The sequence below is a fragment of the Agarivorans sp. QJM3NY_33 genome, assembly GCF_050870865.2.
Classification (GTDB): Bacteria; Pseudomonadota; Gammaproteobacteria; order Enterobacterales; family Celerinatantimonadaceae; genus Agarivorans.
On the sequence record NZ_CP194039.2, the window covers coordinates 134,243 to 146,717 of the forward strand.

A 12,475-nucleotide genomic window follows, 5' to 3' on the forward strand; every position below is an offset into this window, starting at 1 on the left:
GGAATGATATTTTTGGATAAATTTGATCAACAGATTGTTGCATTGTTGGTAGATAATGCCCGTATGCCGGTGAGTCAAGTTGCCCGTGAAGTGAGCCTGTCGCGTTCGGCGACCGCTGAACGGATCCATAATTTAGAAAAGCATGGGATCATTAAGGGTTATCATGCAGAGCTTGGGCATGGCGACCAGTCACCGTTGATTGCAGCGCATTTTGAATTACGTTATAACGAACATCATTGTGAAGCCTACGCGGCGTTTATGCGAAAAATTCCTGAAATCAAACGTTGTCAGTCGATCAGTGGCGATGTGGATATGTTGCTCTATGTTGAGGTGGAGTCGATGGCTCGTTTAGAGGCGATTCGTCTGCAGCTGGAGCAGATGGAAAAAATGGTGATGGTTCGCACTCACATGGTATTACGCGAAATGTTTAATCGTTAACTTCATATGGATCAAGTGATTGTGGGCTTTCATCTGGATGAGCAGCAACATTGGATTGCAAAACTCGCCTGTGGCCATAGCCAGCATTTACGGCATCAGCCACCATGGCAAAATCGTGCTTGGGTGTTCGATCATCACGCTCGCTTAAGTCGCCTAGGTCAAACCTTGTACTGTACCAAATGCCTCAAATCGGTTCCTGCCGATTGGATTTAATCATTATTTCAATTTCATCGATCGTTTTCAGTTGTTTCCCCGTTATAAGCATAGGATTAGGCTGCAAGGTAGATTGTTATGCGATTGGCGCAAGGCAGACATCGACGCTATTTACTTTTCATCGTTTTACTGGCTGGCCTATTCGGTTGTGCTCGTGATGATGTGGGTGCTTATGCTGCAAACCACCCACAATTGATACTGAAAGATTTTTTCAATGGTGAGTTAACCGCCCATGGTATTGTAAAAAACCGAGATGGTGAATTAATCCGCTATTTTAATGTTAGCATGCAGGCCCGTTGGGATGAGCAGGGGCAGGGAACACTTGACGAACACTTCGAATTTGATGATGGGGAACGACAACGGCGGATATGGACTTTACAGCCGCAGGAAGATGGTGGTTACCTCGCCAGTGCTAATGATGTGAGTCAACCAGCAAGCATGCGGATCTCCGGCAATGCGTTGTTTATGGAATATGTATTAAGTTTGCAATACCAAGGGAAGCCTTTGGACGTTAATGTGAAGGACAAAATGTATTTGGTGAACCCGCGTACCATCATTAACGAATCGCAAATCAGTAAATTTGGTTTTACGCTTGGCTCTGTGAGCTTGGTGATCCAGAAGCTGCCTTGAGCACAAAAGCTAATTAAATAAAGTAAATACCTTGTTAATTTCTAGTAAACTAGACTAGGTATTATGAATAGCATCATTTAATAAGAGAGAATTGGATGTCGAATGTGTCTAATCTAGCGCCTCTGGCGAGCAGTTTTAGTTTAGATCCTGCCCTGATTACGATTACTAATTTGCGGCTTCGTACCTTTATTGGTTTTAATCAAGAAGAGCTGAGTAAACAACAAGATGTGGTGATTAACGCAGAAATTCGTTATCAGGCTAGCCAAGCCTGTGTCGCGGATAGTGAAGATTTGGCGCTGAACTACAAGCTGATCACCAAAGCGATGATTGCCCATGTGGAGCAGGGGCATTTCAGACTGCTCGAAAAATTATGTGCCGATTTGCTGAATCTGGCGATGAGTGAACCAAGAGTGATTAACGCACGGATTACGGTGGATAAACCGCATGCCTTGCGGTTTGCCGATTCGGTATCGGTGACTCTATCGGGCACTCGTAATGCCGATTAAGGTTAGTGAAATTCACGCGCCAGTTTTGATTACTGGTGCTGGACAGCGACTCGGATTAAGCATTGCTAAAGACTTGTTAGCTCAGGGCTATCCGCTTCTGATTAGCTACCGTAGTGAAACCGCTGGTGTTGCCGAGCTACGTGAACTGGGGGCGGACTGTGTGGCGGCCGATTTTAGCCAAGATGCCGGTATTCAAAGTTTTATTACTTATGTGTTAAACCATTATTCGGTGTTGCGGGCGGTGATCCATAACGCTTCGCAGTGGTTAAAAAATGCAGCTTTAGACGATGAACATGAGTTGATGCGTCAGATGTGGTGTGTGCATGTGACGGCTCCGTATCAGATGAATTTGGCCTTCGAAAGTCTATTAAATCAACAGCATCAAACTGGCGAGACCAGCGATATTATTCATTTAACGGATTATGTGGCAGAAAAAGGCAGTGCCAAACATATCGCCTATGCTGCCAGTAAAGCTGGTCTGGCCAACTTGAGTCTCTCTTTTGCTGCTCGGCTCGCGCCTGCCGTGAAAGTTAATAGCATTGCGCCTTCGTTATTGATGTTTAATCAGCACGATGACGCAGCGTATCGTCGTAAGGCATCGGCCAAATCGCTGATGGCGAAAGAAGGCGGCGCGACTGAAGCGGTCGCCGCGGTGAATTTTATTATGAACAGTCAATATTTAACGGGTCGCTGCATTGCTTTAGACGGCGGTCGTCACCTCGTTTAATGTGAATAGCCCTGCATGGGCTTGACCTATCAAGACAATCTAAAGGAAGTGATTATGAAAGTAGCGTTAGCCGAAAAAAAATTTAGCAAAGACGCTTGCTTGTCACCGGAGGCAATTCAAGTACGCCAAGCCTTGATTGCAAGAGGTATCGAAACCCCCTTGCTAGAAAATCAGTTAAGCAACGAGCAAAAGTACCAAAAAATAAAGGCTTCATTAACTGAGGTGGTGAGTACTCTGGGTTTGGATCTTCGTGATGATAGTTTGGCGGAAACTCCGCATCGGATTGCTAAAATGTTTGTGGATGAAGTGTTCTCAGGCTTGGACTATTCGCGTTTTCCCAAAATTAGCATCATTGAGAATAAAATGGCGGTGGAAGAAATGGTGAAAGTTGCCGACATTTCCTTTACCAGTACCTGTGAACATCATTTTGTGACCATCGATGGTTTGGCGAAAGTGGCGTATATTCCCAAAGATAACATCATTGGTTTGTCGAAAATTAATCGTATTGTTCGTTTCTTTGCCCAGCGTCCGCAGGTGCAGGAGCGTTTAACCCAGCAAATTTTAGTTGCTCTACAAAGCCTATTAGGCACCGAAGATGTGGCGGTTTCGATGGTCGCGACCCATTTTTGCGTGAAGGCGCGAGGGGTGATGGATGCAAGTTCTTCTACCCAAACCTCTGCTTTTGGTGGTCAATTTAAGTCGAGTCAATCCACGCGTAGAGAGTTCTTGGCCTAAGGCCCGGATTTAGTGATTAATTTTACCACTATTTTTGATTTGACTGATGAAGCAGCCCAAAGCAGGGTGATGTATGCCATGGGGGATGTTTAAACAACGCTTCATTTTAAAGCAAAATTCAGCGTTGCTGTTCAAGGCACCTTGGTGAAGGTGTTTTCCCCTATTGCCTATTACAACAGGGGAACATTCAGTTTATTTATTGCCTGAAGTACTGCTTGCAGGTTTCGCGAAACGTTTACTCTTCGCTGCACCACCAGTATGTCGGCGATTTTTCCCAACTGGCTTATTGCCGCGGGCATTTTCACTCGAGCGTTGTCCATCTTGGTGTTCAACGCGTGGATTTCTCGGTTTTTTGGGTTTTTTCGGTTTTATTGGGCGACCGTCTAAGCGAGTCGGTGGTAGCACGACACTCGGCTCAAAACCGGCCTCTTCTTTACGCTCCAATAGTGCTCCAGTTAAGCGCTCGATACCACTGAGGTCGGCAATTTCATCGGCACAGACCAATGAGATGGCTTGACCAGTCGCGCCTGCGCGACCCGTTCGACCAATGCGATGCACATAGTCTTCAGATACATTCGGTAAATCAAAGTTGACTACTTGTGGCAGTTGGTCAATATCCAAGCCGCGCGCCGCGATGTCAGTGGCGACTAAGACTCTTACTTCACCACTTTTAAAGTTGGCTAAAGCTTTGGTGCGTGCACCCTGGCTTTTATTACCATGAATTGCCGCTGCACTGATGTTTCGCTGTTCCAGATGTTTGGCTAAGCGATTCGCTCCATGCTTGGTTCGGCTAAATACTAAAACTTGCTGCCAGTCATTTTGTTTGATGAGTTGGGTCAATAAGCCTGACTTCTTGCTTTTATCAACAGGCACGATCCATTGCTCGACCGTTTTGGCTGCCGCATTACGCGGCGTCACAGAAATTTCGACCGGATCTTTTACCAAGCTCTTGGCTAGCGTGCGAATTTCATTGGAGAAAGTCGCTGAAAACATTAAGGTTTGACGCTGTTTGGGCAATAAAGCCAGAATTTTTCGAATGTCATGGATGAAGCCCATGTCCAACATCCGGTCAGCTTCATCAAATACGATGACTTCCAGTTGTTGGAAGCGAAAGGCATTTTGCTGGTATAAATCGAGTAAACGGCCTGGCGTTGCCACTAAGACATCGGCGCCACGACGTAGTTTTTGCATTTGCGGGTTAATTTTAACCCCACCAAATACCACGGTAGAGCTTAAAGGTAAGTTCTTACCGTAAGTGGCGACACTTTCACCAACTTGAGCCGCTAACTCGCGGGTGGGCGTTAATACTAGCGCTCGCACCTGATTGGCTCGGGCTTTTGGCCCCTTGGATAATATTTCTAACAGCGGCAAAGTGAAGCCGGCGGTTTTACCGGTACCGGTTTGCGCGGCTGCCATGATGTCTTTACCTTCTAAAATCACAGGAATAGCTTTGGTTTGAATGGCTGAAGGTGTGTCGTAGCCTTGTTCGGCAACGGCTTCAAGAAGGGGTTTGGATAAACCCAGGGAATCAAAGCTCATAGAAAATTGTCTCTTGTGGTAAGTGGTTAAAACATGGCCGCCGAATTGGCTGGGCGTGCAGCTTACAGCAAGTTCGCCAAGAGCGCCATCCTTGCAGTTACTGATGCAAGGTTTTGCCATTGATTATGGCAGCCGCAACCGACTCTGTCTTGTTTTCCCCGGCTTGATGGAGTCGCGTTGGTCGCTGTTGATGGGAGCTTGGCTTGTAATTGAGCAGATTTTAGGCATAGTGAAAACTATTAAGTGAAGTAAGGAAGATAGTTACAGTATGAAAATTTGGGTTGATGCCGATGCCTGTCCGGTGGTGATTAAAGAGATTCTGTTTCGGGCTGCCGAACGTATGCAATTACCGTTGATTTTAGTGGCTAATCAATATATTAACACGCCGCCTTCGAAGCTGATTAGCAGTATTCAGGTTAGTGCAGGTTTTGATGTCGCGGATAATGAAATTGTGGCGCGGGTAGCACCGGGGGATTTGGTAATTACCGCTGATATTCCTTTAGCCGACGAGGTGATTAGTAAGCAAGCGCAAGCCCTGAGTCCACGGGGTGAACTGTATACGAAAAATAATATTAAAGGGCGGCTGAATATGCGGGACTTTATGGATACCTTGCGTTCCAGTGGGATGCATGCAGGAGGCCCTGCGGCGATGAATCAATCGGATCGAAAGGCTTTTGCCAGTCACCTTGATAGAATTTTGGCTCGTTACCTGCGCGAGTCGCCGACGAAGCCATCGTGAGTGTCAGTCGCGATATTATAGTTGACTCGTTTCAGCGTTGATTTTGATAGCAAATATGAAAAGGAGGAGCAAATGGGAAAGCAGTTTGTGTCGATGAGTCATCAGCATATTGAGTTTATTGAGCAACAACAGCTATTTTTTGTTGCCACGGCAGCCGCACAAGGCAAAGTGAATGTTTCACCCAAGGGAATGGATTCTTTTCGGGTACTCAATTCGCAACAAGTGCTTTGGCTTAACTTGACTGGTAGTGGTAACGAAACCGCAGCCCATGTGCAGCAGCTGCCTCGGATGACAGTGATGTTTTGCGCCTTTCAGGGGAAACCGTTGATCCTTCGTTTATATGGTCAGGCGACGGCTATTCACCGTGCTGATGAGGCTTGGCAAGACTATATCTCGATGTTTCCTGCACAAGCAGGCGCTCGCCAAATATTCTTGCTAGAGATAGAGATGGTGCAAGGTTCTTGTGGTCTATCAGTCCCATTTTTTGACTTTGTGGGACCGCGAGATGAGTTAAGTTCGTGGGCTGAAAAACAAGGCGAAAGAGGTATTGAACAGTATTGGGCTAAGAAAAATCAACGCAGTCTCGATGGCGTGGCTACCCATATTGTCAACTTATCTAAGCCAGCCACTTAAGCTCAAATTATCATTTGAGCTGTAAGTAATTTTTAACGTTGTAGTTCTTTATTTGGTGCTTCAATGTCTAATAATGGGGACGCATCAATTTCTTCGGCATTCATCATCGCTGCAACGTGTTGTAACGAGGATAAGATCTGAGTTTTTTCCCAGTCGTTCAAATTTTCAAAACGCTTAATAAATTGCTCGTGTAATAGCGGTGGAACCGTGGTTAATATGTCCATGCCTCGCTCGGTGAGCCGTGGGTTGACGATGCGTCGATCGGTCGCGCTACGAACGCGTTCAATAAGCAGCCGTTCTTCCAAGCGATTCAGGATGGTGGTAACCGTGGCCTGGCTTAACGAGACTTGGTCAGATAGCCGCTTTACCGTTACTGTGCCTAATTCTTCAATTGCCCTGAGGACCATCACTTGAGGAATTGTTAAGCCACAGGCTTTTACAATGCGTTTCGACTGTAAGTCAGTCGCGCGGATAATTTTTCGAAGCGAGATGAGAACATCTTGCCAGTACGCTGATTTTTCCATGGTCACCGAGCTTTTTGATTTTTGCCTAGTATATCCCATACTTAGCCTACAGGGTATGTTCAGCTATTCGTTTGAACTCTAATTATTAGAGATGTATTATTAGCGCCACTAACTGAGGCATCAAGGAAGGAAATAATCATGAAATTTAGATACGCAGCATTGCTGTTAGTCTGTGGTTTTGTTCAGGCAGAAGAGGATTGTGGCAGTGTAACCATTGCCGATATGAATTGGAGTTCTGCATCGCTGATCGCCAATGTAGACAAGTTTATCCTTGAGCAGGGGTATGGCTGTGAAGCGGAGCTAGTTCCTGGTGATACAATGCCAACCACAGTTTCGATGATTGAAAAAGGCGAACCTGATATTGCGCCAGAGTTGTGGACCAACTCGGCCAAGGATGCCTTGGAACGCGGGGTCGCCGAAAAACGCATTCGTTTTGCTGGACGTTCGCTCTCCGATGGCGGAGAAGAAGGTTTTTGGGTTCCACAATATATGGTTGACCAATATCCTGAACTGGCCACTATCGAAGGCATTAAGCAACATGCCGATTTATTCCCACATCCTGAAAGTAAAGAACTTGGGGGATTTTATGGATGTCCGGCGGGCTGGAATTGCCAAATTTCATCTGGGCATCTATTTACTGCTTTGGCGCTAGAAAAGTCGGGCTTTGAATTAATTGATCCTGGTTCGGGTGCTGGTTTATCTGGCTCTATCGCAAAAGCCTATGCACGCAAGCAGGGTTGGTTTGGTTATTATTGGGCACCTACGGCGGTATTGGGAAAGTACAAGATGGTCAAAGTTGACCTTGGTAGTGGTATCGATGAGCAAGAGTTTTTGAGCTGCACCACACAAGAAGACTGCGTTAATCCTAAAGTGACGATGTACCCACCTTCTGCGGTGTACTCGGTGACGACCGAAAGTTTTGCCAGCAAAGCACCACAAGCTTATGGATATATTACTAAGCGAGCGTTTAGTAATGCCCAAATGAATCAATTATTGTCATGGATGGAAGACAATCAAGCTGATGGTGATGCTGCTATGTATCATTTCTTAAGCGAATTTCCAGAGACTTGGAAAGCTTGGGTTTCACCCGAAGTGGCTGCAAAAGTTAGTCAAGCGCTAGCGAGTATGTAATTGATTGTTTTATAGGCCAGCCTCAGCTGGCCTTTTTCATTTATTAAGAGGTAGTTTTATGGCGGATTCGTCGTGGCTGGATAGCTTTCCACAAATGAGCCGAGCCGATCTTATTATGATACGCAAAGGCCTAGATGGGGCATATCGAAGTTTTTCCCGAGAGTATGGCGAGGCCATTGAGTCGTTTTTCGATCCCTTACTACAATTTTTAGTGTGGTTCGAAAAATTACTTATCAACACACCATGGTGGTTAGTTTTATTGGTTTGCGCGGTGTTAGTTTATCTGGCCAGCCGTTCTTGGAAACTGGTGATCGGCAGCGTGGTATCGCTATTGCTGGTGGGATATTTTGGTATGTGGGAAGACATGATGCGTACCATGAGTATTATTACCGTTTGCACCATGCTGGCGATTGCTTTAGGGATCCCCATTGGGATCGTAATGGCGCGCTCTAATCGTGCGCAAGCCATCATCACCCCAATGCTTGATGTGATGCAGACGCTACCAGCCTTTGTGTACTTGATTCCGGTGGTGATGTTGTTGGGTATTGGTAAGATTCCAGGTGTTATCGCCGTGGTTATTTATGGTATTCCTCCGGTCATTCGCCTCACTAATTTGGGGATCCGTTTAGTAGATAAAGAGGTTTTGGAAGCGGCCACGGCCTACGGCGCTAACGCTTGGCAGAGGTTATTTGGGGTGCAAATACCCTTGGCGATGCCAACGATTATGGCGGGTATAAACCAAACCATTATGATGGCTTTATCGATGGTGGTGATCGCTTCCATGATTGGGGTGAAGGGTTTAGGCCAACCCGTACTGAAGTCGATTACGAATCAGTATTTTACTCTAGGTCTACTCAATGGACTGGCAATTGTTGCGCTGGCAATTATTTTCGACCGGACCTCTCAGGCTTATGCCAAGCGTACTCAAGCGCATTTACAAGGACTCAAACATGACTAAGTCGCTAATTAAGATTGAAGGCTTATATAAGTTGTTTGGGGAAAATGCGAAGCAAGTGATGTCGATGGTTGAGGCTGGCAAGTCTAAGGACGAAATCCTCGCTGAAACTGGCCATACTCTAGGTTTGAAGGATATTAATTTAGAGATCAAACAGGGTGAAATTTTCGTAATTATGGGGCTTTCTGGCTCCGGGAAGTCGACCTTAATTCGTCATTTTAATCGTCTGATAGACCCGACTAAAGGGGTGATTAGTATTGAAGGCACCGACGTGATGAAGTTAAGCCCTAAGCAGTTGCAGGACTTCCGTCGCCATAAAATGTCGATGGTTTTTCAACGTTTTGGTTTAATGCCTCATCGCAGTGTGATTGAAAATGTCGCCTATGGTTTAACGGTGCAGGGGCTTGCTAAAGAACAACGTTTGGCGAAGGCGCAGCAATGGCTAGATACCGTCGGTTTAAGTGGCTATGAGCAACAATATCCCTCACAGTTATCGGGAGGACAACAGCAGCGGGTTGGTTTGGCGCGGGCCTTGTGTACCGATGCTGAAATCTTGTTGATGGATGAAGCCTTTTCTGCCTTAGACCCTTTGATCCGTAGCGAGATGCAAGATCAGTTGATCGAGTTACAAGAAAGCCTGCATAAAACCATCATCTTTATTACTCATGACTTGGATGAGGCCTTGCGTCTGGGAGATCGGATCGCAATTTTAAAAGATGGTGAAGTGGTGCAGCAGGGCACGCCAGACGATATCTTATTGAATCCGGCCACCGATTATGTAGAAGCCTTCGTGAAAGATGTGAACCGTGCTCGAGCCTTAACAGTGGAGACGGTTATGCAGCCTCCCGCGCGTCGAATTACTGCCGATACCATTAGTGAAGCCTTGATGCAGATGAAAAAAATCAAAGGCGACTATGCCTATCACGTGACGGAGGAGGGTTATCAAGGAATCGTCACCCAAGACGCATTGGAGGCTGCCTCGAAAACCCATGGTGATGCCTGCTTTACGTCGAGTGAATGTGAATATCAAGATGTCCCGACAATTTCTCCGGATGCGGCGATTGAGAGTGTGCTCACCGATTCTTTAGAAACGAGTTATTCGCTGCCAGTGGTTGATGATGAAGGGAACTTAAAGGGCGAGCTTACCCGTCGCTCGGTGGCAGAGGTATTTGCCGACTCGGATTCTGAAGCGAGTTCGGTAAAATAAAGTCTTCTCGTTCAACTACAGGTACTGTTCTCCGAATATGGCTTCTGTTTTACTAGGGGCTGTTGAACTTGGGGATTTGTAGGTTCGAGATCACCGCTCACTATCCAAGATAATGCCCTAAGTTTGGTTACACTGAGTCTACGGGAGAATGTAGTCCTGAGTTTTAGTATTGTGCCAATCGCGGCAAATCATGATCTGGAAGTGAGCCAAATTACCGAGCATGCAGGCTTGGAGTTTGGCGCTGTGGGGGAGGGATTTGGTCCTTCCGACGCAGAAGTGAAGTTCATGAGCCAGCACTATCGTCAGCCGAAAGCAGGTTATTGGGTCGCTTTGGTCGATGGTCAGGTCGCTGGATGCGGTGGTATTGCTTGCTTGGATCCAGCGAATGGCAGCTGTGAACTACGTAAGCTATTTGTATCACCGCACTATCGTGGCCGGGATTGGGAAGGCTTTAGCGCTGCATTGTCTTCAATTTGCGACGGAGCAAGCTTATCAACAGAGCTATTTAGATACCTTGAGTAGCATGAAGTCGGCAATTCACTTATACACTTCTTTGGGATTTAAACGATTAGTGGAGCCCTTTTGCGGTAGCATTCATGATGGCTGTGATGTGTGGATGCTAAAGTCCCTAGCGATGAATGCAGATAAAAATTTTATATCCGCCTGAGTCGTGAGAAACACGCCGGTGATGAATCACCAGCGTGTTTGTTGTGGTGTTTAAGCTAGGGCCAGTACTTCATCTAAATTGATGATTTCTAATATGCCACTCCAGATTTCTCCTTCTTCACTGTTCATGTAGCAGAAGCCATTTAGCCAACCTGCTTTTTGTTAGTAAAGTCAGTGAATAGCGGCTTGGATTGCTCTGCGTTACCCTATTGAAGGTACTTTGCTTGTGATTGTGAGGTGCTTTGTTTAAATTGTGACTTTATTATCGGGCTTTTAAGTCTTTGGAGTCGTCATGATACGAAGCGTTGAACCGCAGGATTTGGCGCAAATGTGTGCCATTTATAACCATTATATACGTAATTCAGTTGCTACCTTTGAAGAACATGAAGTGAGTTTGGAGGATTTCAGTCAGCGCATCGAAAAAATTACCCAGCGTTTTATTTGTTTAGTTTATCAAGGGCAGGATAAGGTCTTGGCTTATGCCTACGTGAGTCCTTGGAAGGAGCGCAGCGCCTATCGTTTTTCAGTAGAAAGTTCGATCTATGTTGCCGCGGATGCTGCTGGTCAAGGTGTCGGTCGAGCACTTTATCAGCAACTCATCGAGACCCTGAAAGATTATCCTGTGGCTACTATTTTAGCTGGAATATCCTTGCCTAATCCTGCCAGCATTGGCTTGCACCAAGTTTTGGGTTTTAAAAATGTGGCTGAAATTGAACGGGTTGGCCGCAAATTTGGGACTTGGATCAGCGTTGCTTACTGGCAGCGACACATTAAAACCGAGCAACAACTGCTGCAGCTAGAAGCAAGTACGGATCTGGAGCCTTAACCATGTCTGAAATTAGTTTTTCTAAACAACATAAAGATATTTTGGTCGCTAAGGTCCAAGCATATTGTGAGCAACAGCTGAATCTCGAGATAGGCCAGTTTGATGCTGAGTTTTTGCTCGATTTTTTCTCCGAAGAGCTTGGCGCATTCTATTATAACCAAGGTTTGCAAGACGCCCAAACAGTGGTGCAGAGTCGAGTTGATAGCATCAGCGATGCACTGTATGAAATTGAGAAACCCACTAAGTGGTAATGGATGAGGAGTGAAGCGTCATCATGAAAACAATTGGCATTTTAGGGGGAATGAGTTGGGAGTCTAGTTTGAGTTATTATCAGTTACTCAATCAAGGCATTAAACAGGCTATGGGCGGCTTACATTCGGCCAAAATTAATTTAGTCAGTGTCGATTTTGCTGAAATAGAAGTTTTGCAACATCGTGGTGATTGGGACGCTTTGGCCGATAAAATGGTCGCGGGGGCTTTGGCGGTGCAAGCGTCAGGTGCAGATTTTTTGCTGATTGCTACGAATACCATGCATAAGTTAGCGCCTCAGGTGGTGAATGCGCTCGATATTCCATTACTGCATATTGCCGATGCGACTGCCCAATGTTTGCGCAAAGACCAGATCCGTCGCGTAGGTTTATTAGGAACCCGCTTTACCATGGAGCAGGATTTTTATGCTGGTCGTCTGCGGGAGCATCAGCTTGAGGTCTTGGTTCCCGATGAGCATGGCATGGCACTGGTTCACGATATAATTTATCAGGAATTATGTCAGGGCATGATTTCGGCAGCTTCTAGAGCGATTTATTTGCAGCAAATTGAAGCGCTGCATGCTCGAGGGGCCGAAGCGATTATCCTCGGTTGTACCGAGATTGGTTTGTTAGTGAAACAGCAAGACACTGCGATCAAACTATATGATACAACGGCTTTGCACGTTGCAGCTGCGGTAGAATTTGCCTTAGAAGAATAAAGGCAGAAAAACAAAAACGGCCCCAAAGGACCGTTTTAT

Annotated in this window: 16 protein-coding genes and 1 pseudogene; 15 read left to right on the forward strand and 2 right to left on the reverse strand. The window is 46.0% G+C overall.

Annotated features, from left to right (window positions below):
* Positions 1-3 precede the first annotated feature (3 nt).
* From ACRRSY_RS00625 to folE, 6 genes are all read left to right on the forward strand, one after another.
* Positions 4-438 (forward strand): Lrp/AsnC family transcriptional regulator, encoded by a 435-nt coding sequence (locus tag ACRRSY_RS00625; RefSeq protein ID WP_432464155.1) that lies wholly within the window; start codon positions 4-6, stop codon positions 436-438.
* A gap of 6 nt (positions 439-444) precedes the next feature.
* Positions 445-651, forward strand: a complete 207-nt coding sequence (locus ACRRSY_RS00630; RefSeq protein WP_432455144.1) for a DUF3565 domain-containing protein — start codon at positions 445-447, stop codon at positions 649-651.
* A gap of 78 nt (positions 652-729) precedes the next feature.
* The gene (locus ACRRSY_RS00635) at positions 730-1,281 is read left to right on the forward strand and encodes a DUF3833 domain-containing protein (RefSeq protein ID WP_432455143.1); all 552 of its coding nucleotides are present in this window, start codon (positions 730-732) and stop codon (positions 1,279-1,281) included.
* Between the two features lie 95 nt (positions 1,282-1,376).
* On the forward strand, positions 1,377-1,787 hold the full coding sequence (gene folX, locus ACRRSY_RS00640) for a dihydroneopterin triphosphate 2'-epimerase (protein ID WP_432455142.1): 411 nt from the start codon (positions 1,377-1,379) through the stop codon (positions 1,785-1,787).
* Positions 1,777-2,514, forward strand: coding sequence for a dihydromonapterin reductase (gene folM / locus ACRRSY_RS00645; RefSeq protein WP_432460607.1), 738 nt, complete (start codon positions 1,777-1,779; stop codon positions 2,512-2,514). Before folX ends, folM begins: the two co-directional genes overlap by 11 nt.
* Before the next feature lie 54 nt (positions 2,515-2,568).
* A complete protein-coding gene (gene folE / locus ACRRSY_RS00650) occupies positions 2,569-3,249 on the forward strand; it encodes a GTP cyclohydrolase I FolE (protein WP_432455140.1) in 681 nt (226 codons plus the stop codon).
* A 192-nt stretch (positions 3,250-3,441) separates the two neighbouring features.
* On the opposite strand, the gene ACRRSY_RS00655 is transcribed toward folE, so the two are convergent.
* Positions 3,442-4,788, reverse strand: a complete 1,347-nt coding sequence (locus ACRRSY_RS00655; RefSeq protein ID WP_432464156.1) for a DEAD/DEAH box helicase — start codon at positions 4,786-4,788, stop codon at positions 3,442-3,444.
* A 268-nt stretch (positions 4,789-5,056) separates the two neighbouring features.
* Between ACRRSY_RS00655 and ACRRSY_RS00660 the strand changes: the two genes are divergently transcribed.
* Positions 5,057-5,527, forward strand: coding sequence for a YaiI/YqxD family protein (locus ACRRSY_RS00660; protein WP_432455138.1), 471 nt, complete (start codon positions 5,057-5,059; stop codon positions 5,525-5,527).
* Between the two features lie 72 nt (positions 5,528-5,599).
* Complete coding sequence (locus ACRRSY_RS00665) at positions 5,600-6,160, forward strand: pyridoxamine 5'-phosphate oxidase family protein (protein WP_432455137.1); 561 nt, start codon at positions 5,600-5,602, stop codon at positions 6,158-6,160.
* Positions 6,161-6,192: 32 nt separating this feature from the next.
* Here ACRRSY_RS00665 and ACRRSY_RS00670 read toward each other — a convergent pair whose 3' ends face one another.
* Positions 6,193-6,684 (reverse strand): MarR family winged helix-turn-helix transcriptional regulator, encoded by a 492-nt coding sequence (locus ACRRSY_RS00670; protein ID WP_432455136.1) that lies wholly within the window; start codon positions 6,682-6,684, stop codon positions 6,193-6,195.
* Positions 6,685-6,822: 138 nt separating this feature from the next.
* Between ACRRSY_RS00670 and ACRRSY_RS00675 the strand changes: the two genes are divergently transcribed.
* The 7 genes and pseudogenes from ACRRSY_RS00675 to ACRRSY_RS00705 all read left to right on the forward strand — a co-directional run bounded on the left by ACRRSY_RS00675 (position 6,823) and on the right by ACRRSY_RS00705 (position 12,436).
* Positions 6,823-7,815, forward strand: a complete 993-nt coding sequence (locus ACRRSY_RS00675) for an ABC transporter substrate-binding protein (protein ID WP_432455135.1) — start codon at positions 6,823-6,825, stop codon at positions 7,813-7,815.
* A gap of 58 nt (positions 7,816-7,873) precedes the next feature.
* Positions 7,874-8,773: an ABC transporter permease gene (locus ACRRSY_RS00680; RefSeq protein ID WP_432455134.1), complete on the forward strand. Its 900-nt coding sequence runs from the start codon at positions 7,874-7,876 to the stop codon at positions 8,771-8,773.
* Entirely contained in the window at positions 8,766-9,977 is a 1,212-nt protein-coding gene (locus ACRRSY_RS00685) for a quaternary amine ABC transporter ATP-binding protein (protein ID WP_432460610.1), read from the forward strand. The genes ACRRSY_RS00680 and ACRRSY_RS00685 overlap by 8 nt, the downstream gene beginning before the upstream one ends.
* Positions 9,978-10,262: 285 nt before the next feature.
* Positions 10,263-10,644: pseudogene (locus ACRRSY_RS00690) on the forward strand (GNAT family N-acetyltransferase).
* A 291-nt stretch (positions 10,645-10,935) separates the two neighbouring features.
* Positions 10,936-11,469 carry a GNAT family N-acetyltransferase gene (locus tag ACRRSY_RS00695; RefSeq protein WP_432455130.1) on the forward strand — a complete coding sequence of 178 codons (534 nt, stop codon included), beginning with the start codon at positions 10,936-10,938 and terminating at the stop codon, positions 11,467-11,469.
* A 2-nt stretch (positions 11,470-11,471) separates the two neighbouring features.
* Positions 11,472-11,720 carry a DUF2164 domain-containing protein gene (locus ACRRSY_RS00700; protein ID WP_432464157.1) on the forward strand — a complete coding sequence of 83 codons (249 nt, stop codon included), beginning with the start codon at positions 11,472-11,474 and terminating at the stop codon, positions 11,718-11,720.
* Between the two features lie 23 nt (positions 11,721-11,743).
* Positions 11,744-12,436 (forward strand): aspartate/glutamate racemase family protein, encoded by a 693-nt coding sequence (locus ACRRSY_RS00705; protein ID WP_432455128.1) that lies wholly within the window; start codon positions 11,744-11,746, stop codon positions 12,434-12,436.
* Positions 12,437-12,475: the final 39 nt, after the last annotated feature.

Excerpts from the sequence above, each read along its gene's own strand:
- ACRRSY_RS00655 (WP_432464156.1), bottom strand. The coding sequence starts at position 4,788 with ATGAGCTTTGATTCCCTGGGTTTATCCAAACCCCTTCTTGAAGCCGTT.
- ACRRSY_RS00695 (WP_432455130.1), top strand. The coding sequence starts at position 10,936 with ATGATACGAAGCGTTGAACCGCAGGATTTGGCGCAAATGTGTGCCATT.
- ACRRSY_RS00635 (WP_432455143.1), top strand. The coding sequence starts at position 730 with ATGCGATTGGCGCAAGGCAGACATCGACGCTATTTACTTTTCATCGTT.
- ACRRSY_RS00685 (WP_432460610.1), top strand. The coding sequence starts at position 8,766 with ATGACTAAGTCGCTAATTAAGATTGAAGGCTTATATAAGTTGTTTGGG.
- ACRRSY_RS00665 (WP_432455137.1), top strand. The coding sequence starts at position 5,600 with ATGGGAAAGCAGTTTGTGTCGATGAGTCATCAGCATATTGAGTTTATT.
- folM (WP_432460607.1), top strand. The coding sequence starts at position 1,777 with ATGCCGATTAAGGTTAGTGAAATTCACGCGCCAGTTTTGATTACTGGT.
- ACRRSY_RS00630 (WP_432455144.1), top strand. The coding sequence starts at position 445 with ATGGATCAAGTGATTGTGGGCTTTCATCTGGATGAGCAGCAACATTGG.
- ACRRSY_RS00705 (WP_432455128.1), top strand. The coding sequence starts at position 11,744 with ATGAAAACAATTGGCATTTTAGGGGGAATGAGTTGGGAGTCTAGTTTG.
- ACRRSY_RS00625 (WP_432464155.1), top strand. The coding sequence starts at position 4 with ATGATATTTTTGGATAAATTTGATCAACAGATTGTTGCATTGTTGGTA.
- folE (WP_432455140.1), top strand. The coding sequence starts at position 2,569 with ATGAAAGTAGCGTTAGCCGAAAAAAAATTTAGCAAAGACGCTTGCTTG.
- ACRRSY_RS00700 (WP_432464157.1), top strand. The coding sequence starts at position 11,472 with ATGTCTGAAATTAGTTTTTCTAAACAACATAAAGATATTTTGGTCGCT.
- folX (WP_432455142.1), top strand. The coding sequence starts at position 1,377 with ATGTCGAATGTGTCTAATCTAGCGCCTCTGGCGAGCAGTTTTAGTTTA.
- ACRRSY_RS00670 (WP_432455136.1), bottom strand. The coding sequence starts at position 6,684 with ATGGAAAAATCAGCGTACTGGCAAGATGTTCTCATCTCGCTTCGAAAA.
- ACRRSY_RS00660 (WP_432455138.1), top strand. The coding sequence starts at position 5,057 with ATGAAAATTTGGGTTGATGCCGATGCCTGTCCGGTGGTGATTAAAGAG.
- ACRRSY_RS00675 (WP_432455135.1), top strand. The coding sequence starts at position 6,823 with ATGAAATTTAGATACGCAGCATTGCTGTTAGTCTGTGGTTTTGTTCAG.
- ACRRSY_RS00680 (WP_432455134.1), top strand. The coding sequence starts at position 7,874 with ATGGCGGATTCGTCGTGGCTGGATAGCTTTCCACAAATGAGCCGAGCC.